At 68.5% G+C, this 20,409-nt stretch carries 23 protein-coding genes; 9 read left to right on the top strand and 14 right to left on the bottom strand.

The genetic code is table 11. From position 1 onward, the window contains the following. Positions 1 to 211: 211 nt before the first annotated feature. The 5 genes from hsaA (at position 212) to ACWDOP_RS22620 (ending at position 4,544) form a co-directional block, all read left to right on the top strand. Entirely contained in the window at positions 212 to 1,381 is a 1,170-nt protein-coding gene (hsaA, locus tag ACWDOP_RS22640) for a 3-hydroxy-9,10-secoandrosta-1,3,5(10)-triene-9,17-dione monooxygenase oxygenase subunit (protein ID WP_456346663.1), read from the top strand. Positions 1,382 to 1,384: 3 nt separating this feature from the next. After that, on the top strand, positions 1,385 to 2,263 hold the full coding sequence (hsaD, locus tag ACWDOP_RS22635) for a 4,5:9,10-diseco-3-hydroxy-5,9,17-trioxoandrosta-1(10),2-diene-4-oate hydrolase (RefSeq protein ID WP_454208129.1): 879 nt from the start codon (positions 1,385 to 1,387) through the stop codon (positions 2,261 to 2,263). A gap of 2 nt (positions 2,264 to 2,265) precedes the next feature. Next, positions 2,266 to 3,165: an iron-dependent extradiol dioxygenase HsaC gene (gene hsaC / locus ACWDOP_RS22630; protein WP_454208128.1), complete on the top strand. Its 900-nt coding sequence runs from the start codon at positions 2,266 to 2,268 to the stop codon at positions 3,163 to 3,165. A gap of 20 nt (positions 3,166 to 3,185) precedes the next feature. Beyond that, on the top strand, positions 3,186 to 3,764 hold the full coding sequence (gene hsaB, locus ACWDOP_RS22625; protein ID WP_454208127.1) for a 3-hydroxy-9,10-secoandrosta-1,3,5(10)-triene-9,17-dione monooxygenase reductase subunit: 579 nt from the start codon (positions 3,186 to 3,188) through the stop codon (positions 3,762 to 3,764). Between the two features lie 192 nt (positions 3,765 to 3,956). Next, the gene (locus ACWDOP_RS22620; protein ID WP_456346662.1) at positions 3,957 to 4,544 is read left to right on the top strand and encodes a hypothetical protein; all 588 of its coding nucleotides are present in this window, start codon (positions 3,957 to 3,959) and stop codon (positions 4,542 to 4,544) included. Positions 4,545 to 4,604: 60 nt separating this feature from the next. Here the strand turns inward: ACWDOP_RS22620 and ACWDOP_RS22615 are convergent, their stop codons facing one another. From ACWDOP_RS22615 to kstD, 7 genes are all read right to left on the bottom strand, one after another. Further along, positions 4,605 to 5,018, bottom strand: a complete 414-nt coding sequence (locus ACWDOP_RS22615) for a PIN domain-containing protein (protein WP_456346661.1) — start codon at positions 5,016 to 5,018, stop codon at positions 4,605 to 4,607. Beyond that, positions 5,015 to 5,230 (bottom strand): type II toxin-antitoxin system VapB family antitoxin, encoded by a 216-nt coding sequence (locus ACWDOP_RS22610; protein WP_456346660.1) that lies wholly within the window; start codon positions 5,228 to 5,230, stop codon positions 5,015 to 5,017. Before ACWDOP_RS22610 ends, ACWDOP_RS22615 begins: the two co-directional genes overlap by 4 nt. Before the next feature lie 109 nt (positions 5,231 to 5,339). Continuing rightward, on the bottom strand, positions 5,340 to 6,272 hold the full coding sequence (locus ACWDOP_RS22605; RefSeq protein ID WP_456346659.1) for an AraC family transcriptional regulator: 933 nt from the start codon (positions 6,270 to 6,272) through the stop codon (positions 5,340 to 5,342). Between the two features lie 47 nt (positions 6,273 to 6,319). Next, positions 6,320 to 7,252: an NADP-dependent oxidoreductase gene (locus ACWDOP_RS22600; RefSeq protein ID WP_456346658.1), complete on the bottom strand. Its 933-nt coding sequence runs from the start codon at positions 7,250 to 7,252 to the stop codon at positions 6,320 to 6,322. A 144-nt stretch (positions 7,253 to 7,396) separates the two neighbouring features. Further along, positions 7,397 to 7,738 carry a DUF5713 family protein gene (locus tag ACWDOP_RS22595; protein ID WP_456346657.1) on the bottom strand — a complete coding sequence of 114 codons (342 nt, stop codon included), beginning with the start codon at positions 7,736 to 7,738 and terminating at the stop codon, positions 7,397 to 7,399. A gap of 132 nt (positions 7,739 to 7,870) precedes the next feature. Beyond that, entirely contained in the window at positions 7,871 to 8,731 is an 861-nt protein-coding gene (locus tag ACWDOP_RS22590; protein WP_456346656.1) for a MaoC/PaaZ C-terminal domain-containing protein, read from the bottom strand. Positions 8,732 to 8,949: 218 nt separating this feature from the next. Further along, positions 8,950 to 10,656, bottom strand: coding sequence for a 3-oxosteroid 1-dehydrogenase (gene kstD / locus ACWDOP_RS22585; RefSeq protein WP_456346655.1), 1,707 nt, complete (start codon positions 10,654 to 10,656; stop codon positions 8,950 to 8,952). 152 nt (positions 10,657 to 10,808) lie between these two features. On the opposite strand from kstD, the gene ACWDOP_RS22580 reads away from it, so the two are divergent. The 4 genes from ACWDOP_RS22580 to ACWDOP_RS22565 all read left to right on the top strand — a co-directional run bounded on the left by ACWDOP_RS22580 (position 10,809) and on the right by ACWDOP_RS22565 (position 14,292). After that, positions 10,809 to 11,594 carry a 2-keto-4-pentenoate hydratase gene (locus ACWDOP_RS22580; RefSeq protein WP_456346654.1) on the top strand — a complete coding sequence of 262 codons (786 nt, stop codon included), beginning with the start codon at positions 10,809 to 10,811 and terminating at the stop codon, positions 11,592 to 11,594. A 23-nt stretch (positions 11,595 to 11,617) separates the two neighbouring features. Beyond that, positions 11,618 to 12,526: an acetaldehyde dehydrogenase (acetylating) gene (locus ACWDOP_RS22575; RefSeq protein ID WP_456346653.1), complete on the top strand. Its 909-nt coding sequence runs from the start codon at positions 11,618 to 11,620 to the stop codon at positions 12,524 to 12,526. A 15-nt stretch (positions 12,527 to 12,541) separates the two neighbouring features. After that, the gene (gene dmpG / locus ACWDOP_RS22570; protein ID WP_454204809.1) at positions 12,542 to 13,594 is read left to right on the top strand and encodes a 4-hydroxy-2-oxovalerate aldolase; all 1,053 of its coding nucleotides are present in this window, start codon (positions 12,542 to 12,544) and stop codon (positions 13,592 to 13,594) included. Between the two features lie 350 nt (positions 13,595 to 13,944). Continuing rightward, positions 13,945 to 14,292 carry a hypothetical protein gene (locus ACWDOP_RS22565; RefSeq protein WP_454204808.1) on the top strand — a complete coding sequence of 116 codons (348 nt, stop codon included), beginning with the start codon at positions 13,945 to 13,947 and terminating at the stop codon, positions 14,290 to 14,292. Positions 14,293 to 14,304: 12 nt separating this feature from the next. Here the strand turns inward: ACWDOP_RS22565 and ACWDOP_RS22560 are convergent, their stop codons facing one another. The 7 genes from ACWDOP_RS22560 to ACWDOP_RS22530 form a co-directional block, all read right to left on the bottom strand. After that, positions 14,305 to 14,754 carry a hypothetical protein gene (locus ACWDOP_RS22560; RefSeq protein ID WP_456346652.1) on the bottom strand — a complete coding sequence of 150 codons (450 nt, stop codon included), beginning with the start codon at positions 14,752 to 14,754 and terminating at the stop codon, positions 14,305 to 14,307. After that, a complete protein-coding gene (locus tag ACWDOP_RS22555; protein WP_456346651.1) occupies positions 14,751 to 16,025 on the bottom strand; it encodes a DUF58 domain-containing protein in 1,275 nt (424 codons plus the stop codon). Before ACWDOP_RS22555 ends, ACWDOP_RS22560 begins: the two co-directional genes overlap by 4 nt. Before the next feature lie 13 nt (positions 16,026 to 16,038). After that, positions 16,039 to 17,004 (bottom strand): AAA family ATPase, encoded by a 966-nt coding sequence (locus tag ACWDOP_RS22550; protein WP_454204805.1) that lies wholly within the window; start codon positions 17,002 to 17,004, stop codon positions 16,039 to 16,041. A gap of 27 nt (positions 17,005 to 17,031) precedes the next feature. Beyond that, positions 17,032 to 17,535, bottom strand: coding sequence for a hypothetical protein (locus ACWDOP_RS22545; RefSeq protein ID WP_456346650.1), 504 nt, complete (start codon positions 17,533 to 17,535; stop codon positions 17,032 to 17,034). A 46-nt stretch (positions 17,536 to 17,581) separates the two neighbouring features. After that, complete coding sequence (locus tag ACWDOP_RS22540; RefSeq protein WP_456346649.1) at positions 17,582 to 18,517, bottom strand: DUF4129 domain-containing protein; 936 nt, start codon at positions 18,515 to 18,517, stop codon at positions 17,582 to 17,584. A gap of 219 nt (positions 18,518 to 18,736) precedes the next feature. Beyond that, positions 18,737 to 20,206, bottom strand: coding sequence for a UDP-glucose dehydrogenase family protein (locus ACWDOP_RS22535; RefSeq protein ID WP_456346739.1), 1,470 nt, complete (start codon positions 20,204 to 20,206; stop codon positions 18,737 to 18,739). A 2-nt stretch (positions 20,207 to 20,208) separates the two neighbouring features. Then, on the bottom strand, positions 20,209 to 20,409 hold a 201-nt coding region (locus ACWDOP_RS22530), incomplete at its 5' end, for a glycosyltransferase (protein ID WP_456346648.1).

Below are 20,409 nucleotides of genomic sequence, written 5' to 3'. Positions count from 1 at the left end.
CATCCTCCTCTGGAAGTACTAGAACACGTTACAAAACAGCGGCGCTTCACGCCAGCTGTCCGCCCAAACAACGGACAAAAGTCCTTGTGAGGCACGCCGCGCCCGGATCGGTCCGGCCGACGCCCTCTGTTCTCGACATAAATAAGAACGTGTTCTAGTCTCAGAGACAAACGAGAACCGCCCGATTACCCAGGCAGGAGCAACTGGCGCGATGACGCAAGAAGTAGTTGAGCGGGTCGAGGCACTGCTGCCCACTCTCCGCGAGCGGGCCCAGCAAGCCGAGGACCTGCGGCAGATTCCCGAGGAGTCCATCAAGGATCTCCAGCAGGCCGGCTTCTTCAAGCTGCTGCAGCCGCGTCAGTGGGGCGGCTACGCCGCGGACCCCGTCGTCTTCTACGACACCGTTCGCAAGATCGCCAGCGCGTGCGGTTCCACCGGCTGGGTCGCCGGCATCATCGGCGTGCACAACTGGCACCTCGCTCTGTTCGACCAGCGCGCGCAGGAAGAGGTGTGGGGCGAGAACACCGACGTCCGCATCTCCTCCTCCTACGCGCCCATGGGTGCGGGCCTGGTGACCGAGGACGGCACCGGCTACACCGTGAACGGTTCCTGGGCCTGGTCGTCGGGCTCGGGCCACGCGGACTGGGTCGTAGTCGGCGGTCCGGTCATCAAGAACGGCAAGCCGGTCGACTTCGGCAGCTTCCTCATCCCCCGCACCGAATACGTCATCAACGACGTGTGGAACGTGGTGGGCCTGCGCGGCACCGGCTCCAACACCATCGTGGTGGAGAACGTCTTCGTGCCCAAGCACCGCTTCCTCAGCTTCCGCGCCATGGGCGAGCTGAAGTCGCCGGGCCTGGAGCAGAACACCGACCCGGTGTACAAGATGCCGTGGGGCACCATCCATCCCACCACCATCTCCACGCCGATCGTCGGCATGGCCTACGGCGCGTACGAGGCGCACGTGGAGCACCAGGGCAAGCGCCTGCGCGCCGCCTACGCCGGTGAGGCCGCCAAGGACGACCCGTTCGGCAAGGTCCGCATCGCCGAGGCCGCCAGCGACATCGACGCCGCCTGGCGTCAGCTCTCGGGCAACGTGGCCGACGAGTACGCGCTGCTGGTCGCCGGCGAAGAGGTGCCGTTCGACGTGCGCGCCCGCGCCCGCCGCGACCAGGTGCGCGCCACCGGCCGCGCCGTGGCCTCCATCGACAAGCTGTTCGAGGCCTCGGGCGCCACCGCGCTCGCCAACGGCACTCCGCTGCAGCGCTTCTGGCGCGACGCGCACGCCGGCCGCGTGCACGCCGCCAACGACGCCGAGCGCGCCTACGTCATGTACGGCACCCACGCGTTCGGGCTCCCGATCACCGACACGATGGTGTAGTCCATGACCACTGTCGAAGAGATCACCTTCGAGTCCACCTCGAAGTACGCCCAGGTCCGCGAAGACCTGAAGCTGCACTACCACGAGGCGGGCGTCGGCAACGGCCCCACCATCGTGCTGCTGCACGGCGGCGGGCCCGGCGCGTCGTCGTGGTCCAACTTCTCGAAGAACATCCCGGTGCTGGCGCGGGAATTCCACGTGCTCGCGGTGGATCAGCCCGGGTTCGGGCTGTCGGACAAGCCGGTCGATCACCCGCAGTACTTCGTGCACAGCTCGTCCGCACTCAAGGACCTGCTGGACACCCTCGGGATCACCGAACGCGTGCACCTGCTGGGCAATTCGCTCGGCGGCGGCGCGGCCACCCGGTTCGCGCTGGACTACCCCGATCGCGCGGGCAAGCTCGTGCTCATGGGCCCCGGCGGGTTGTCCACCAACCTGTTCGCGCCGGACCCCACCGAGGGCGTCAAGCTGCTGAGCAAGTTCAACTACCAGCCGACCCGCGAGAACCTCGAGGCGTTCCTGCGGATCATGGTGTTCGACCAGAAGCTCATCACCCCGGAGCTGATCGACGAGCGCTTCGCCTCGGCGTCGCTGCCCGAGTCCCTCGAGGCCACCCGCGCGATGGGTAAGTCCTTCGCGGGCGCGGACTTCGAGAAGGGCATGATCTGGCGTGACGCGTACAAGCTGCGCCAGCCCGTGCTCATGGTCTGGGGCCGCGAGGACAGGGTCAACCCGATCGACGGCGCGCTGGTCGCGCTGAAGATGGTGCCGCGCGTGCAGTTGCACGTGTTCGGCGGCTGCGGGCACTGGGCGCAGCTGGAGAAGTTCGACGAATTCAACCGCCTGGCAACCGACTTCCTGCTCGGCGTCAAGGAGAAGTGACCATGGGTATTCGAGCTCTCGGATACATGCGCATCGGGGCCACCGACATGGCGGCCTGGCGTGAGTACGGGCTCAAAGTGCTCGGCATGATGGAGGGCACCGGGCCCGACCCGGACGCGCTCTACCTGCGGATGGACGATTTTCCGGCGCGCCTGGTGATCGTTCCGCACGAGAGCGACCGGCTGCTCGTCTCGGGCTGGGAGGTCACCGACGGGCCCGCGCTGCAACGACTTCGGGAGACCCTCGCCAAGCACGGCGTCGAGTTCACCGAGGGCACCAAGGACGAGCTCGCCGAGCGCCGCGTCGAGGGCATGATCCGGTTCGCGGACCCGGCGGGCAACGTCCTCGAGGCGTTCTACGGCATGCAGTACCTGGGCCGCCGCTTCGTCAGCCCGTACGGCCACAAGTTCGTGACCGCCGAGCAGGGGCTGGGCCACGTGGTGCTGACCTGCACCGACGATGCCGCCGCGCAGGCGTTCTACCAGGATGTCCTGGGCTTCCGGCTGCGTGACTCGATGCGGCTGCCACCGCAGATGGTCGGCCGCGACGCCGACGGTGATCCGGCGTGGCTGCGGTTCTACGGCTGCAACCCGCGCCATCACGCGCTGGCGTTCCTGCCGCTGCCGAACCCGACCGGCATCGTGCATCTCATGGTCGAGGTGGAGAACTCCGACGACGTCGGCCTCTGCCTGGATCGGGCCAACCGCAAGAAGGTCAAGATGTCGGCTACCCTCGGTCGCCATATCAACGACAAGATGCTGTCGTTCTATATGAAGACCCCGGGCGGATTCGACATCGAATTCGGCTGCGAGGGTTTGGAAGTCGAGGACGATTCCTGGATCGCCCGGGAGTCCACGGCGGTCAGCCTGTGGGGTCACGACTTCACCGTCGGATTCAAGTAGCGCGAACGAAGAGGGCGACAATGACCACGACCGACGAACAGCCGGCCATCGATCCGCGGCAGTTCCGCAATGTGCTGGGCCAGTTCTGCACCGGTATCACCGTCATCACCACCTTCGGGGAGGACGGCGCGCCGATCGGCTTCGCCTGCCAATCGTTCGCCGCCCTCTCGCTGGAACCGCCCCTGGTCCTGTTCTGCCCCACCAAGGGCTCCAAGTCCTGGGCGGCGATCGAGGCCAACGGGAAGTTCTGCGTGAACATCCTGGCCGAGGAGCAGCAGCCGGTCTGCGCGCGCTTCGGCTCCCGTGAACCCGACAAGTTCGCCGGGGTCGGCTGGCGCACTTCGGAACTGGAACTCCCGGTGCTGGACGACGCGCTCGCCACCATCGAGTGCGTCGTGGACCGGGTCGTGGACGGCGGCGATCACTACATCGTCATCGGCCGGGTGCAGGCGCTGTCCGAGTCCACCGATTCCGGGCGGCCGCTGCTGTTCTACCGGGGCCAGTACACGGCCATCGAACCGGAGAAGACGGTGCCCGCGCCGTGGCGCGCGGACCTCGAGCACTTCCTGACGAACACCACCCTCGACACCTGGCTCTGAGTTCACGCTCTCGGCTACTCGAACGCATCCCCGTCGCGATCGCGGCGGGGATGCGTTTTTCGTCGTCGCGGTGACGCGGGCGCGGGCGTCCGCGAAATCCTGGGAAATCGGGGATCGCGCCGGAGGCCGAAACTCGCTGGTACCGGCCGGTTTCCATTGGTAGGCTGGGGCTATCACTCGACCGGGGGCCCGATGCTCAGCTTTCTCGCCAGCCTCATAGAACCGATATCCACCCATGTGATCCCGCAGCTGAAGAAGGTGCCCAAGAAGGCGTGGATCGTCATCGGGTCGGTCACCGCGGCGGTGGTCTTCCTGGTGCTCGGTTTCGCCGGCGGTCAACGCTACGAGACCCACGCCGCCAAGGCCCCCGCCACCACCCGCGTCGGCGGCGTCGATCTGGCGCAGCACTGCATCTCCTACGGCTTCACCGGCGTGAACGGCGCCCAGTGCATGTCCGAGATCCAGCTGGACCTGGCCTGCAACTGGCAGTACCAGCGAAACGACCTGCAACTCCGCTTCTCTCGCGACGACCCGAACAGCGGCGTCTGCTACCGCCCCGACGGCATCTCGATGACCGGCATCAAGGATCTCCCCGGCTACTGCCGCGAGACCTTCCCCTCGAGCGACAACGTCCGCGCCGCCGTGGTCACCCTCGAGAACGGCAAGAAGACCTGGGTCTGCCAGTCCGAGGTGGACATGCGCATAGCCTGCATCTGGCAGTACCAGTCCCCCGACCTCCAGGCCCGCAAGGTCGACGACAACTGGTCCTGCTACAAGTAGCGCAAATGCCTTGGCGTGCAAAGGATCACGCTGCGCGACCCGGCGTCCGGATCGGCGACCTCAGATCACCCCGAGGCGTCGATGGGGCTGGCCGGTGACGGACGCTATGCACTCGAAGTCGCGGTCGCGGTGCAGCAGCGTCAGTCCGCGGAGCTCGGCCGCCGCGGCCACCACCAGATCGACCGGACCCGCGCCGCGGTGCTCGCCCCGCTTCGTCAACTGTTCCTGCACCTCCCACGCGCGCCGGTACGCGCGGTCATCGACCGGTTCCCAGCCGAAGAGGATGCGCAACTGCTCGACGAGCAGTTCGCGATCCGCGATCGATCGGGCGCTGAAACAGAACTCGAGTTCCGTGATCGGGCAGATCGCGATCAACCCCGCGGCGGCCACCCGCTGCCAGACGACAGCGTCCGGTTCCTTTCGCAGCAGCGGCACCAGCGCACTCGTGTCGATGAGGAACTGCGCCGCGCTCATCGGCGATAGTTCCGCTTGTCCTCGAACACGCTGACGTCGATCGCCTCGTCGGCGACCGCTTCCTGTAGCCGCGTGAGCGCCACCGCCCGGCGTCGAATTTCCAGGATCTCCCGGAGGGCGGCGTTCACCGTGTCCTTCTTCGTGCTGGTACCCAGGGCCTTGGAGGCGTCGGCCAGCAACTCGTCGTCCAGGTCGATAACCGTCCGCGCCATCGCACTACCTCCTTGATATCAATCCGTATATCAAGGATATCAGTGGAGATACATTCCGGCCGTCTCGCTGCCAAGCACCCGATCGCTGTATGGGAGCATGACCGAATCATCAAGCGGCGGGTTGGGAACCGCGGCGGTAGCGGCCCGGGGGGAGGCCGTACTCGCGTTTGAAGGCCTTGGCGAAGGCGAACTCGGAGGTGTAGCCGGTTCGGGTTGCCACGGTCGAGACGGGGGTGTCTTGTTCGCGGAGGAGTTTCGCGGCGGTCGTCAGGCGCCAGCGGGTCAGGTAGGACAGGGGTGGCTCGCCGACCATCGTCGTGAAGCGTTTGGCGAAGGCGGCGCGGGACAGGCCCGCGTGGTCGGCGAGGGACTGGACCGTCCAGGGGGTCGCGGGATGCTCGTGCATCGCGGCGAGGGCGGGGGCTATCGCCGGATCGCGCAGGGCCGCAGCCCATCCCACCGCCTCGGAGGCGGGCTGGTCCTCGATCCAGGCGCGCAGGATGTAGAGCAGGAGGGAGTCGATCAGGGCGGGGACTATGCCGTGGCTGCCGATCCGGGGGTTGTCGAGCTCGGCGCCCAGGAGCTGGACGGCGGCGGTCAGGCCGGGGTGGTGGCCGTGGCGGGCGGGGAGATGGATGAACTCGGGGAGCTGGCGCAGCAGGGGGTGACGGCGGCCGCCGTCCAGGTGGTAGTTGCCGCACAGCAGACTCGTCAGGGGGCCGTCGCCACCGAGCGATATGGCGCCGATCGGCGGGGCGTAGGTGTACCGATCGGGACCCGGCACCGACGCGGGGGTGCTCGGGTGATCGGCCAGGATGTGGCCGGCGCCGTCGCGCAGGAAGATCACGTCGCCGGGGCCCAGCGCTATCGCCTCGTCGGTCTCGGCATTGGGGATGATCCAGCACGTGCCCTGCAGCACGACGTGGAACCCCGCGCCGAGCACCGGCGGCAACAGCATGCCCCACGGTGCGCGGCCCTGCGTGCGCACCGAGGACGGCGCACCCGTTCGCATCGAGGCCAGCGCCTCGGTGAGGACGTCCATCGTCCCGTTCTCCTCGTGTCGATCCGGCCCCGGCGCCGACCCGCGACTCAGTCGCGATCGAGCGTGAGCACCACTTTGCCCACAGTCTGCCCCGACCCCACCGCGTCGTGCGCCCGCGCCACCTCCGCGAGCGGCACCACCAGCGAGACGTGCGGCCGCAGCGCACCCGCGTCGATCAGCTCGGCGATGGCCTCCAGCGCGGCGTAGTCCGGCTCCACCGACACCCCCGCGAACCGGCGCCCGGCGGCCTCCACCTGCGCGGCCCGCTCCGGATTCACGTGCTCCATGATGCTCACCAGGATCCCGCCCGGCTTCAGCACCCGCAGCGCCCGCTCCCCCTCGGCGTTGGAATCGAACACCACGTCGAGATCACCGAGCACCTCGGCGTAATCGGTTGTGCGGTAGTCGATCACCTCGTCCGCGCCGAGCGAGCGCACGAAATCGTGCTTGGCCGCGCTCGCCAGCGCGATCACGTACGCGCCGCGCGCCTTGGCGATCTGCACCGCGAAGTGCCCGACCCCGCCCGCGGCCCGGTGAATCAGCACCCGGTCCCCCGAGCCGACGCCGGCGTGATCCACCAGCCCCTGCCACGCGGTCAGCGCCGCCAGCGGCACCGCCGCCGCCTCCACGTGACTCACCGACTTCGGCTTGCGCGCCAGCTGCCGGGACGGCGCGGCGACGTACTCGGCGTACCCCGTGGCCGCCCGCGGGAAGAACGGCATCCCGAACACCTCGTCCCCCACCCGGTATCGAGCCCCCGGCCCGGCCTGCTCGACCACCCCCGAGTAGTCCCACCCCACCCCGAACGGCGGCTGCCCGAGCAGCGGGAAATACCCCGCCCGCACCGCCACGTCCACCGGATTCACCGAACTGGCGTGCACCCGCACCAGCACCTCACCCGAGAGCAGGCCGGGCTTGTCGACCTCGACCACCTCGAGCACCTCGGACCCGCCGAACGCCTTCTGAACCACCGCACGCATGAGCTTCCTCCTTGAACCGGCCGAACCAACACGGTCAACACTAGGAAGCGGCGCAAAGACTTTGAATGCCTTCGAGTCTGCACTTTTTGTCCCTACGTCCACCCAGAGCGATCCGATAGAGACGCGAGACCCACCCGCCGGCCGTCACCACTCGCGGGGCGCGATCAGCTCCTCGACATCCGCATCGTGAAAACCGTAGGCGGCCGCCACGATTCCGAAATCCTCGCCGATCTCCTCCCGCGCGACGGTGTCGAATTCACTTCCCGTCGAACCGAATTCACCTTCGAGATCGTTGAATTCCGCGGTCGCCGCGTGCGTGAGCGAATACAGCGCCGCCAGATCACCGGGACGCTCGGCCTCGATTCGCTCGCACAGACGCACCAGAATCGCCTTCCCCAGATCGACCAGATGCCGCGGGTAGTAGTCGTCCGCGTACATCAGCCCCAGGAATTCGTGAGCGCTCAACTGCTGATTGGTGATCGGCATACCCGTTCCCTTCCAGATCCCCCGCCGTGGTCGACCGGGAGTATTCCAGGGACGGCCGACACCCCGGGGGCACCGAAAACGAATGGGCCGCGACCGTATACGGTCGCGGCCCACACGGGGTACGAGGAAGGATCAGGCGTAGGTGAGCACCACGTCGGCCAGCACGGGCGCGTCCTCGCGCTCCACCACCGTGGCGGTGATGAGAAGTTCGTTGCCCTGCTGCCAGATCCGGGTGCGCAGGGTCTCGCCCGGGTACAGCACGCCCGCGAAGCGGGTGCGGAAGCCGCGGACGCGGGTGGCGTCGGAGTCCAGGACCGCGTCGGTGGCGGCCTTGCAGACGATGCCGTAGGTGCCGAGCCCGTGCATGATCGGGTTGGGGAACCCGGCGTTGCGGGCGAACTCCGGATCCGAGTGCAGCGGATTGCGGTCACCGCACATGCGGTAGAGCAGCGCCTGCTGCGGCAGGGTCGGGGTCAGCACCTCGAAATCCGGTGCGCGGTCCGGCAGTTCGGTCTTGGCGCTGGGCCCGCGATCGCCGCCGAAGCCGCCCTCGCCCTTCGCGAAGATGGACGAGCGCGCGGTCCACAGCAGTTCACCGTCCGAGCTGGTGGCGGTGTGCTCCTGCCAGATCACCGCGGCCGAGCCCTTGTCGTAGATCTCGCTGATCCGACGCTCGAACACGGCCTTGCCGGACGCCGGAATCGGCTTGTGCACCACGATCTCCTGGCTGCCGTGCACGACCTTGGCCAGATCGATGTCGATGCCGGGGAACTGCACCTTGGGCGGCTCGGTCTCGTGGAAGAACGGCGCGACGGTCGCGAAGGTCGGCAGCACCTGCGGGGCCCGATCGTCCAGGTAGCGCAGTTCGGCGGGATCGGTCCAGCGCGCACCGGCGCCCAGCGCCAGGTGATAGATCTGGACGTCGTTGGGCGTCCAGCTGAAGTCGACGGACGGAAGCACCGCGCCGAGAGCGATATTCGGATCGATGGGCATGACGTGTTCTCCTCGTGAGTTCGGGTCCGATCCTGCGGCGCGGGGCTCCGGCCCGCAAGCGGCGCGCCCGCTCGGCGGGATGCCGGGCGCGGTGACATTCGATTGATCCCGCCCGCGGCGCCGGAGAGCAACCGGCGCCGGTGGGCGGGTGGGTTGGACGCGGATTCGACGTGACCCGGAAGCGCGCCCAACCCGATCCTGAACCGGGTTGGGACGGTTCAGGAGGCTTGCTCGGCGACCGGCGCGGCGCCGTTCTTCGCCTTGGCGGCGATGTCGAGCGCCGCCAAGTACCCGAAGGTGATCGCGGGGCCGATGGTCGCGCCGGGACCGGCGTAGGTGTGGCCCATGACCGGCGAGGAGTTGTTGCCCGCCGCGTACAGCCCGTCGATGACGGTGCCGTCCTCGCGCAGCACGCGCGCGTCGTTGTCGGTGACCAGGCCGCCCTTGGTGCCGAGGTCGCCGGGCACCATCTTGACCGCGTAGAACGGCCCGACCTCGAGCTTGTTCAGGCACGGGTTCGGCTTGATGGTCGGATCGCCGTAGTACCGGTCGTAGGCGCTGTCGCCGCGCTGGAAGTCCAGGTCCTTGCCGGTCTCGGCGAACCCGTTGAAACGTTCGATGGTGGCGGCCAGGCTATCGGCCGGCACACCGATCTTCTCGGCCAGCTCCGCCACCGTCGGGGCCACCACGATCAGGTCGTTTTCCATCCAGCGGGACGGAATCCGCTGGCCAGGCTGCAAACCGGCGAAGATGTAGCGACTCCGGTAGCGATTATCGAAAACCAGCCAGCACGGCACGTTCTCGCCCGGACCTTCACCCTGCCCGTATTCGCCGCCGTACATGGTGTGCACGGCCTCGACGTAAGGAGCGGACTCATTACCGAAGCGCGCGCCCTCGTCGTTGACCATGATGCTGCCCGGCAGATTGCGCTCGGCCAGCGCGAACCACGGCTTGCCCTGACCCTTGAACGTGGTCGGACCCCACCAGGCGTCCTCCATGAAATCGGTGTCGGCGCCGACCGCGATGCCAGCCTGGATGCCGTCGCCCTCGTTGGCCTTGGCGCCGGTGGTCCACTCGGTGGTGATGGGCTCACGCTGGTACTTGTGCCGCATGTCCGCGTTGTGCTCGAACCCGCCGGCGGCCAGCACCACGCCGTACTTGGCGGTGAAGCGCACGGGCTCGCCGTTCGAGGTGGCCTCGACGCCGGTGACCACGCCGTTCTCGACGATCAGTCCGGTGAGCGGGGTGTCCAGCAGGACCGGGACGTTCGCGTCCATGAGGCCCTTGCGCATGCCGGAGATGATCGCCTGGCCCATGCCGACCAGCGCCTTGCCGGTGACCTTGCCCCACGCCCAGCGCGTGCCGACGCGCAGCACCCGGGCGATGCCGACGGGATGGCGGCGAATCAGGTTGAGCTTCTTGAAGTCCGCCTGCATGACGACCACGTTCAGCGGCGCCTTGCTGTAGGGGGGCTCGAGCTTGAAGCGCTCGTCGCCGAGGATCTTGGTGTTGAAGGGCTTGGGTTCGCACGAACGGCCGTCCGCCTTACCGCCCGGTGCCTCCGGGTAGTAGTCGGAGTAGCCCGGCACCCAGGTCATCTTCAGCGGCGAGTGGTCCAGCACGAAGTCGAACGCCTCGGCGCCGCGATCGAGGTAGGTATCGATCTTCTCCTTGGGCACCACGTCGCCGATGATGCTGTAGAGGTAGGTGCGCGCCTCGTCGAGGTCGTCACCCTTGCCCGCGGCCTTGAGCACCTTGTTGCCGGGAATCCAGACGCCACCGCCCGAACGCGCCGTAGAACCGCCGTAGTGAGCGGCCTTTTCGATGAGCACCACGCGCAGACCGCGGTGTGCGGCGGTGAGGGCGGCGGTCATACCGGCGGCACCGCTGCCGACCACCACCACGTCGTAATCCCGATCAGTCATGTAGAACACGTTATAGAATCAATCCTGGTTTGGTCTATGTTGGTCTGGCAGATGGGACTGAATAGGCGATGTTGTTCACAAAAACTCGTTTCAGTTTCTAGGCTCTCGACTGCATGGCCCGCAGCTTGGCCACCTGATGGAAGGAACACAGCGTGCTGACCGACGCGCTTCGGATTCAACTGGCGGACGAACTCGCCGTCGCGGAACGGGATCGCATCGCGCTCGACCCCCTGGTCGCGCGGCATCCCGAGATCGACGTCGTCGACGCCTACGAGATCCAGCTGATCAACATGCGCCGCCGGTTCGCGGGCGGAGCCAAGGTCGTGGGCCACAAGGTGGGCCTGTCCTCCAAGGCCATGCAGCAGATGATGGGCGTCGACGAGCCGGACTACGGACATCTCCTCGAGGAGATGGAGGTCTTCGAAGACGTCCCGGTCGACACGTCCAAGTTCCTGTACCCCCGCGTGGAGGTCGAGGTCGGTTTCATCCTGGGCGCGGACCTGCCCGGCGAGGACTGCACCGAAGAGGACGTGCTGAAGGCGACCGTCGCGTACGCGCCGTCCATCGAGCTGATCGACACCCGCATCAAGGACTGGAAGATCGGCCTGTGCGACACCATCGCCGATAACGCCTCCTCCGCCGGATTCGTCCTGGGCAAGCAGCGCGTGGCCCCGGATCAGCTGGACATCAAGGCGATCGACGCCGTGCTGACCCGCAACGGCGAGGTCATCGCGGAGGGCCGCTCGGACGCCGTACTGGGTGATCCCACCATCGCCGTGGCCTGGCTGGCCCGCAAGGTCGCGTCGTTCGGCGTGCGGCTCAAGGCCGGCGACATCATCCTGCCCGGGTCCTGCACCCGTGCCATCGACGCCCGCCCGGGTGACGAGTTCATCGCCGAGTTCACCGGGCTCGGCTCCGTCCACCTGTCCTTCAGCTGAGCTCACCGAAGTAGGAGAAAGCCGTGACCGCAAGCAAAGTCACCGCCGCGATCGTCGGGTCCGGCAATATCAGTACCGATCTGCTCTACAAGCTGCTGCGCTCGGACAAGATCGAGCCGCGCTGGATGGTCGGCATCGATCCCGAGTCCGAGGGCCTCAAGCGCGCTCGCGGCCTGGGCCTGGAGACCTCGCCCGAGGGCGCGGACTGGCTGCTGGCCCTGGACGAGAAGCCGGATCTGCTGTTCGAGGCCACCTCGGCCTACGTGCACCGCGCGTACGCGCCGAAGTACGAGGCCGCGGGCATCCGCGCCGTCGACCTCACCCCCGCCGCGGTCGGCCCCGCCGTCATCCCGCCGGTGAACCTGGACACGCTCCGGGATGCCATGAACGTCAACATGATCACCTGCGGTGGCCAGGCGACCATCCCCATGGTCGCGGCCGTCTCGCGCGTGGTCCCGGTCTCGTACGCCGAGATCGTGGCGTCGGTGTCCTCGGTCTCGGCCGGCCCCGGCACGCGCGCGAACATCGACGAGTTCACCAAGACCACCTCCGCGGGCGTGGAGACCATCGGCGGCGCCCAGCGCGGCAAGGCCATCATCATCCTGAATCCGGCCGAGCCGCCGATGATCATGCGCGACACCATCTTCTGCGCCATCCCCGAGGACGCCGACCGCGACGCGATCTCCGAGTCGATCTTCCGCATGGAGAAGTCCATCCAGGAGTACGTGCCCGGCTACCGCCTGCTGAACGATCCGCAGTTCGACGAGCCGTCGCTGGTTTCCGGTGGCCTGGCGAAGGTTTCGATCTTCGTCGAGGTCGAGGGCGCGGGCGACTTCCTGCCGCCGTACGCGGGCAACCTCGACATCATGACGGCCGCGGCCACCAAGGTCGGCGACGTGCTGGCCGATCAGATCCTCTCGGCTCGGGTGTAAGGGAGAAAAGCGACCATGAGCAATGTGCTGAAGCCCTACTCGGGCGAAATCGACGTCCGCGTCACCGACACCTCGCTGCGTGACGGCTCGCATCACAAGCGTCACCAGTTCACCGTGACCGAGGTCCGCGACATCGTGGGCGCGCTCGACGCGTCCGGCGTGCCGGTCATCGAGGTCACCCACGGCGACGGCCTGGCCGGATCCTCGTTCAACTACGGGTTCTCCAAGACCCCGGAGCAGGAACTGATCAAGGCCGCCGCGGAGACCGCCAAGCAGGCCAAGATCGCCTTCCTGATGCTGCCCGGCGTTGGCATCAAGGAGGACATCAAGATCTCGCAGGACAACGGCGCGTCCATCTGCCGCATCGCCACCCACTGCACCGAAGCCGATGTGTCCATTCAGCACTTCGGTTACGCGCGGGATCTGGGCCTGGAGACCGTGGGCTTCCTGATGATGGCGCACAGCACCACCCCGGAGCTGCTGGCCAAGCAGGCGCGCATCATGGCCGACGCGGGCTGCCAGTGCGTGTACGTCGTCGACTCGGCGGGTGCCCTTGTGCTGGAACAGGTTTCGGACCGCGTCTCGGCGCTGGTCGCCGAGCTCGGCGATGACGCGCAGGTCGGCTTCCACGGCCACGAGAACCTCGGCCTGGCCGTGGCGAACTCGGTGTACGCGGTGCGCGCCGGCGCGACCCAGATCGACGGCTCCGCACGGCGTTTCGGCGCCGGCGCGGGCAACCTGCCGGTCGAGGCGTTCATCGGCGTGTGCGACAAGCTCGGCGTCAAGACCGGCGTGGACTTCTTCGCGGTCACCGATGCCGCCGAGGACGTCGTCCGCCCGGCCATGCCGTCCGAGTGCCTGCTGGACCGTCAGGCCCTGATGATGGGCTACGCGGGCGTGTACTCGTCCTTCCTGCGACACGCCGAGCGCCAGGCCGAACGTTACGGCGTCTCCGCCGCGGAGATGCTGGTGCGCGCGGGCAAGCGCAAGCTGGTCGGCGGCCAGGAGGATCAGCTCATCGACATCGCCCTGGAACTCCAGCGTGAGCGGGCGGCGGTCACCGCCTGATCCGCTGGTGTAAAGCACTGGGCCGCAACCGATTCCGGTTGCGGCCCAGTGCGTTGTCCGGGGCCGGATGGGCACGGCCGGGCGGGCCGTCGCCACCGTGATCGGCCATACGGAAAATCTTCGCAAACTCTCGGCGTACTTCGCCGCGGAACCTGCCGGTAATTTGCTGTTATAGGCCGAAATTCGGCTATTTCTGACCGATTGGGTACTGGCACAACGCACCCCCTCGGTCGTATGGTGAATATCTAGCGAACTACTCGGTAGACCGCTGTACCGGGTGGGACGCCTTTTCCGATAGGCCCGAAGAACCGCTTACCCGATCTACAGCCGATAGACGAGAAGGTGAACCAATGGCCGGCTGGCAGGTGTTCACAGCCACCCTGGCAATGCTCACGATCATGGCCGTCACGTACGTGAGCCTGCATCATCCACATCGCGACCCGGACAGACTCTCGGTGGAACGGATTCGTCAGCGAATCAGCAACGAGGACACCGCATCCACCGATCTGCTCCTGAGACGCTCCGACTGGTCCCACGGCGCCCCCGACAATCCGCTCGGGCTGTACGAGGCGCACCGGACCATGCAGCAGCACCGCCGCTGCACCGTCGCGGAGTGCCCGCGCAAGGCAGCCGCCTTCCGCATCCTGATCGACGCGGGCCGGATCAAGCCGACCCGTATGCCCCCGGCGCTGCAGTAGCACCGGGTCCGGCTACCGCGTACCCACCGGCTCGACCGGCCGCCGATCCTGGGCCAGGCCGCGAACGATCAAGGCGTACAGCAGAATCACCGCGACCGGCGCGGCGATCGGAATCCACGCCAGCCCGGTGGGCAGCAACGTCGCGGCACCCGCCGCCACGGTGAACACGAGGGCTCCGGCCACCGAGGGAATGGTGGTCGGAACCACTCCCACCGGAGCGGAAACCGTCGCGGTGTTCAGCAGATACGTGGTGGCCACCAAACCGATAGCGCCCGCGATCAGGGCGCCGGTATCGGTGAAGGTGAGCACGGCCAGCGCGACCAGGACCGCGCCGACGGCGCTCGCCCGCCACCGCCAACCGGCCACGACCAGGATCAGGGCGGGCACCACCGCCCACGGTTCGACCAAAGCCACGGCCAGGGTCAGCAGCAGCCCCGAGAGCACGGCGAGGAATCTGGTCATCGGCGCACCCGCACGGTGCGGCGGTGTTCGGGAATCAGGCGCATGACCTGATCGAGCCGCGTATCACCGGGCCAGGGCACGATATCCACGCCCACGGTCCCCATATCGCGGTACATGGAGGTGCGTTCGAGCTGCCACATGCGCGCGAGCGTGGAGTCCGCGTCGGCGTGGAACGGCGGGCCGCGCAGCACGTCCGCCACCACCACGACGTGCCCGCGCTTGCGCAGATCGATGAGCGCCAGGGCGAATTGGGTGTCCAGCAGCGTCGAGAACGCCACCACCACCGCGCCGATGGGCACCGCGCCGTGCGGCGCCAGCGTGCCCGAGGTCGGTATGTGCTCGTCGCCGACGTCCAGCACGGTGTCCACGATGCGATAGAACTGGCGGCGGCCGATGTCGGGGCGCAGCCAGCGCGGCGAACGGCCCAGGCACACCACCGCGGTGCGGTCGCCGGCCTGCAGCGCCGACTGCGCGACCTGTGCCGCGCCGCGCACCGACAGCTCCAGCGAGTCGGAAGCCGGTCCCGGGGCCTGCATCGAGGTGTCCACCAGCACAACCACATCCGCGGCCCGGTTGGTGAACCGCTCGGTGACGAAGAGCCTGCCGCGCCGCGCGCTCACCGCCCAGTTGACCGTGCGCATCTGGTCACCGGGCGCGTACACGCGCACATCGCCGAACTCCACGCCGGGACCGTGCCGCCGCGTCAGGTGGGTGCCGATCCGCTCGGGAAGTTCGGTGCGCGGCAACCGCATCGGCTGCGGATCGGTGATCGGGTACACGTATACCTCGCCGGCGGGCAGGCGCACCGAGGCGACCGCGAGCCCGGCGGGGCTCAGCGCCGTCACCCGCACCGGCACCGGGTAGCGGCCCCACCGCACGGCCGAGAGCGCCAGCCGCAGACCGGCGGGAGCGGCCCCGGAATCGAAGGCCTCCTCCACGCGCATCTCCATGGCGGGCACCGTTTCCGAGTGCACGCGCAGCAGCGCGTGCCCGGACTCCACGAAGGCGGACGCGGTCAGCACCACCTCCTCGGTCTCGAAGCAGCGCACCACCCCGCCGCCGTCCACCTGGATCCGGGTGCGGGTCTGCTGCAGCGGCGCGGTGGCCAGCACGCCGAGCATGGGCGCGGCGAACACCACCAGCTGCCACTGGCCGAAGATCACCGCCAGGATCAGCGCGGGCGCCGACACCGCGGCCAGCATGAACACCAATGGCGCGGGCCGCCACTGGAGTTCGGCCTCGATGGCGGTGGACAGATCACGATGTCTCACGGGCGAGCGCGCCTCACGCCGGGGTGCTGGCGCGCGGCACCGGGAGCCGGCGCAGCAGTTCGGCGATCACGTCCTCACCACGAATGCGGCGCACCCACATCTCCGGGCGCAGCGTGATGCGATGCGCCATGGCCGGAATCGCCAGCGCCTTCACATCTTCGGGCACCACGAAGTCGCGGCCGTTGAGCAGTGCGCGGGCACGGGCCATCTGCACCAGATCGAGTTCGGCGCGCGGGCTCGCGCCCACCTCCACCTGCGGATGCCCGCGGGTGGCATGCGCGAGGGCGACCACGTAGCCGACCACGTCCGGGTGCACGGTCACGTACTCCACCGACTGCCGCATCTCCATCAGCCCCTCGGCGTCGACCACCTGGCCGACCTGCCCGGGCTGGGCGCCGCGTTCGAGCCGGCGCCGGATCATCTGCATCTCGTCGTTCTCCGACAGGTAGCCCAGGCGCAGCTGCATGGCGAACCGGTCCAGCTGCGCCTCCGGCAGCGGGTAGGTGCCCTCGTACTCGATGGGGTTGTCGGTGGCCATGACCACGAAAGGCTTGGGCAGCTGGAAGGTCTCGCCGTCGATGGAGACCTGCCCCTCCCCCATGGCCTCGAGCAACGCGGCCTGCGTCTTGGGCGGGGTGCGGTTGATCTCGTCCGCGAGCAGCATGTTGGTGAAGACCGGGCCGCGCCGGAAAGTGAACCGGCCCGAATGCATGTCGTAGATCGTGGAACCGATGAGGTCCGCGGGCAGCAGGTCCGGCGTGAACTGCACGCGGGTGAAGTTCAGCCCGAGAGCCGTGGCGAACGAGCGCGCGATCAGCGTCTTACCCAGGCCGGGCAGATCCTCGATGAGGATGTGGCCGCCCGAGAGCACGGCGATCATGATGAGCTGCAGCTCATCCCGTTTGCCGACCACCACCCGGGACATTTCCCGCAGCACGGCGTCGGTGCGCTTGATGGTCACGTCCATCGGTGAACTCATATCAGTACTCGCATCTCAAACCCTGTTTCACATGTTCTGGAGGCGGCGCAGGATCTCGTCCAGCGCCGGTCGGCCCGGCGCGGGGCTGGTCTGGTCGCGCAGCGCCGAATTGGCCGGATCCACCCAGCGCCACAGTTCGGGACCGAACTGCAGCAGTCCGGCGGCCTCGGTGGCGCGCCGGTTCTTCGCCATGCGGTGGCCGCTCGTGAGTTCGAACTCCTTGGCCAGCAGGGGCCGCAGGTGACGGTCCCAGTCCGCGCGCGTCCCCTCGGAGCGTTCGGCGAGCATGGTGGCGCGCGCTTCCCAGCGCCGCAGCATGTCCGCCGGGCCGTTGTCGATCTCGTTGTCCTCGATGTCGCCGGGGCCCGCCCGGCGGGATCGCTCGAACAACGTCCACAGCAGCAGGCCCAGCGCCGCCGCGACCGGTATCCCGGCCAAGGGCAGCAACGTGTCCCGCTCGCCGCTGTACGCCACGAACTCCAGGGCCGCGACCACTATCAGCGCACCGACGACTATGCCGATCCGGTTCATCCCCCACACCCCGATTCCTGCTCGATGCACAGTGCGACAACGTTTTTCATGCCGCCTGCCCCTGCAGGTCCGCCAATACGATACGGAGCAATTGCTCGGCCCGCATCCGTTGCCACTCCAGCATGGAGTGCGGGCTGAAGCGGGCCTCCTCGAACAGCGAGACCAGCTCGCGCGCCGAGGCGTCGCGCAGGAAGCCGCGATCGAAGGCGCGCGCCAGCACCTCGGACGGGGTGTCCGAGGCCAGCGGCGCGACCTCGCGGGCCTGCGCCAGACCGCGTTCCATGGCCACGTAGCAGGCGATGATGGCGGTGCGCGGATCCTGGCCGGGCGCGATCATGGCCGCCAGGCCCATCTCCGCCACCTTGGCCAGCGAGACCGCCTCTTCGGGCGTGGGCGCCTCCGGCACACCGGTTTTCGCGGGCGGGCGGCGGGTGGAACTCACCGCGACCACCACCAGGCCGGTCATGGCGACCAGCACGAGCAGGGCCGCGCCGATGCCGACCAGGACGAGGGCGGTACCGCTCAGCGGCGGGTTGTCGATCGAATCCGACGGCGGGGGCAGCGGTTCCACCGGCGCGGTGGTCTCGGTGGTCGACGTGCCCGGGGTGTCCGTGGCGGCCTCGCGGCCCGGACCGACCAGGTACACCGACAGCACCGCGGTGCACAGCAGCGCCACCGCGGTCACGCCGATGAGCACCAGGAGCCCGAGCCTGCCCAGTTTGCGGGGGCCGCGCGCCGGGGTGAGGTCCGGCTCCGGCATGGACAGTGGCAGGCGGTGCTGGGAGTTGATGACGCCCGCCGCCAGGATCACGACCGAGACCAGCAGCAGCACCGGCATGAGCGCCACCGCGACGGCCGACGGGGTGTGCGGCGCGGAAGGCCCGCCGGCGCCGGGAATGTGGCCGCGCAGGGCGACCACGGCCAGCACCAGCAGCGCGATCAGCCCGATCGCGCGAGATGCCAGCGTCCCCACCCCAGTCACATCTACCCCTAACCAGAGTCCTGCAAATCAGGCACATAGTTACATGCCGGTAGGTCCGTCAGTGGGGAAATGGGTAACACCGGTTACATATATGGATTACGCATATATCCCGGGGCCGAAGCAGCACTAACTGGCACGGGTTCTCCTGTGAACGCGCACAATTAGCCACGCGCGAGGGGCTTCCGGCGAGCGGGCCGGCGCCCGATTCGCTCGGGTGGTTCAGGCCGTGCGGCGGACGCGGGCGCGGAGGCGGGTCAGGGGGGAATCGGGCGGGGTGGCAGGAGTTTCGGGACGGGCGCGGCGCATGCGGGCGCGGGCGGCGGTGTAGTCCCGGACCGGGATCGAGGCGGGGGTGGTCGCCGACTCGGACTCGACGAGGCGGCCCAGGGCGCGGAAGTCCCAGCCCGCGGCCAGCCAGGGCGCGGGGTCCAGGGTGTTGCGGGCGTCGATCAGGATGCCGCCGCGCACCACCGAGCGCAGGAAAACCGGGTCCAGTTCCCGGAACTCGTTCCATTCGGTGAGGTGCAGGACCACGTCGGCCTCGTGCAGGGCGGCGGCCGCGGTCGCGGCGTAGACCAGCTGCGGGGCCACCGCGCGAGCGGGCGCGGTCGCGGCCGGATCGAAGGCCGTCACCTCGATGCCCGCGGCCTGCAGGCGCACCGCCACATCCAGGGCCGGGGAATCGCGCACGTCGTCCGAGAGCGGCTTGAAGGCGATGCCGAGAATGCCGACCCGGCCGCGCGGGCGACGGCCGGTGCCGCGCAACAGATCCAGCGTCATGTCCACCACGCGTTCGCGGCGGCGCACGTTGATCGCGTCGATGTCGCGCAGGAAATCCACCGACTCGCTCGCGCCGAGCTCACCGGCGCGGGCGATGAGCGCGCGCACGTCCTTGGGCAGACAGCCGCCGCCGTACCCCAGTCCGGCGCCGAGGAATTTGCGGCCGATGCGATCGTCGTGCCCGAGCGCGTCGGCCAGCTGGGTCACGTCGGCGCCGGTCAGCTCGCACAGCTCGGCCATGGCGTTGATGAACGAGATCTTCGTCGCCAGAAAGGCATTGGCGGCGACCTTGATCAACTCCGAGGTCGGCAGGTTGGTGATCACGACCGGTGCGCCGTCCGCGATCGGGGTGGCGTACACCTGGCGCAGCGCCCATTCCGCGTCGGGCGTGGTGACCCCGAAGACCAGGCGGTTGGGGTGCAGGGTGTCGAACACCGCGTGCCCCTCGCGCAGGAACTCCGGGTTCCAGGCCAGGTCTACCGAAATGCCCTCCGGGGCCAGGTCCGCGATGCGCGCGGCCAGCGCCTGCGCGGTGCCCACCGGCACCGTGGACTTGCCGACGATCAGGCAGTTGCGGGTCAGGTGCGGGACCAGACCGTCCAGCGCCGAATACAGCTGGGACAGATCGGCGGCGCCGTGCGGGCCGGGCGGGGTTCCCACACAGAGGAAATGGATGTCGGCGAAGCGCGCGGCCTCGGGCAGCGAGGTGCCGAAGCGGAGCTTGCCCGCGGACACGTGCCCGGACAGCAACTCCGGCAGACCCGGCTCGTGGAAGGGCACCAGCCCGGCCGCCAGGGCCGTGGCCTTGGCGGGATTGTTGTCCACGCCGAGCACGTCGAAACCGAGCTCGGCCATGCCGGCGGCATGGGTGGCACCCAGATAGCCGGTGCCGATGACGGATATGCGCAGCATCAGGACGCCTCCTTGGTGAGCGGGGCACGAAGGTCACCGCTACCTGGCAGAGAGTGGCGCTGTCCGATCACCTCGCGGTAGTGCCGGATCAGCAGATCATTGACGGCGGACCAGGATCGGTCGCGCACACTGCGCTGTGCCGCGGCGGCGGTCCGCTCCCGCAGGCGCGGATCGTCCACCAGGCGGCGCACGTGGTCCAC

This window comes from Nocardia sp. NPDC003693 (assembly GCF_053981095.1).
Note: the sequence above shows the minus strand (reverse complement) of the source record. Positions and strands in the feature narration are given on the sequence as shown.

What these genes read in the sequence shown, in the direction of transcription:
- dmpG (WP_454204809.1), top strand. Translation starts at nt 12,542, where the DNA reads ATGAGCAATGTGCTGAAGCCCTACTCGGGCGAAATCGACGTCCGCGTC.
- ACWDOP_RS22550 (WP_454204805.1), bottom strand. Translation starts at nt 17,004, where the DNA reads ATGAGTTCACCGATGGACGTGACCATCAAGCGCACCGACGCCGTGCTG.
- hsaB (WP_454208127.1), top strand. Translation starts at nt 3,186, where the DNA reads ATGACCACGACCGACGAACAGCCGGCCATCGATCCGCGGCAGTTCCGC.
- ACWDOP_RS22605 (WP_456346659.1), bottom strand. Translation starts at nt 6,272, where the DNA reads ATGGACGTCCTCACCGAGGCGCTGGCCTCGATGCGAACGGGTGCGCCG.
- ACWDOP_RS22545 (WP_456346650.1), bottom strand. Translation starts at nt 17,535, where the DNA reads ATGAACCGGATCGGCATAGTCGTCGGTGCGCTGATAGTGGTCGCGGCC.
- ACWDOP_RS22590 (WP_456346656.1), bottom strand. Translation starts at nt 8,731, where the DNA reads ATGCCCATCGATCCGAATATCGCTCTCGGCGCGGTGCTTCCGTCCGTC.
- ACWDOP_RS22600 (WP_456346658.1), bottom strand. Translation starts at nt 7,252, where the DNA reads ATGCGTGCGGTGGTTCAGAAGGCGTTCGGCGGGTCCGAGGTGCTCGAG.
- hsaD (WP_454208129.1), top strand. Translation starts at nt 1,385, where the DNA reads ATGACCACTGTCGAAGAGATCACCTTCGAGTCCACCTCGAAGTACGCC.
- ACWDOP_RS22615 (WP_456346661.1), bottom strand. Translation starts at nt 5,018, where the DNA reads ATGAGCGCGGCGCAGTTCCTCATCGACACGAGTGCGCTGGTGCCGCTG.
- ACWDOP_RS22620 (WP_456346662.1), top strand. Translation starts at nt 3,957, where the DNA reads ATGCTCAGCTTTCTCGCCAGCCTCATAGAACCGATATCCACCCATGTG.
- ACWDOP_RS22610 (WP_456346660.1), bottom strand. Translation starts at nt 5,230, where the DNA reads ATGGCGCGGACGGTTATCGACCTGGACGACGAGTTGCTGGCCGACGCC.
- ACWDOP_RS22565 (WP_454204808.1), top strand. Translation starts at nt 13,945, where the DNA reads ATGGCCGGCTGGCAGGTGTTCACAGCCACCCTGGCAATGCTCACGATC.
- hsaA (WP_456346663.1), top strand. Translation starts at nt 212, where the DNA reads ATGACGCAAGAAGTAGTTGAGCGGGTCGAGGCACTGCTGCCCACTCTC.
- ACWDOP_RS22560 (WP_456346652.1), bottom strand. Translation starts at nt 14,754, where the DNA reads ATGACCAGATTCCTCGCCGTGCTCTCGGGGCTGCTGCTGACCCTGGCC.
- hsaC (WP_454208128.1), top strand. Translation starts at nt 2,266, where the DNA reads ATGGGTATTCGAGCTCTCGGATACATGCGCATCGGGGCCACCGACATG.
- kstD (WP_456346655.1), bottom strand. Translation starts at nt 10,656, where the DNA reads ATGACTGATCGGGATTACGACGTGGTGGTGGTCGGCAGCGGTGCCGCC.
- ACWDOP_RS22595 (WP_456346657.1), bottom strand. Translation starts at nt 7,738, where the DNA reads ATGCCGATCACCAATCAGCAGTTGAGCGCTCACGAATTCCTGGGGCTG.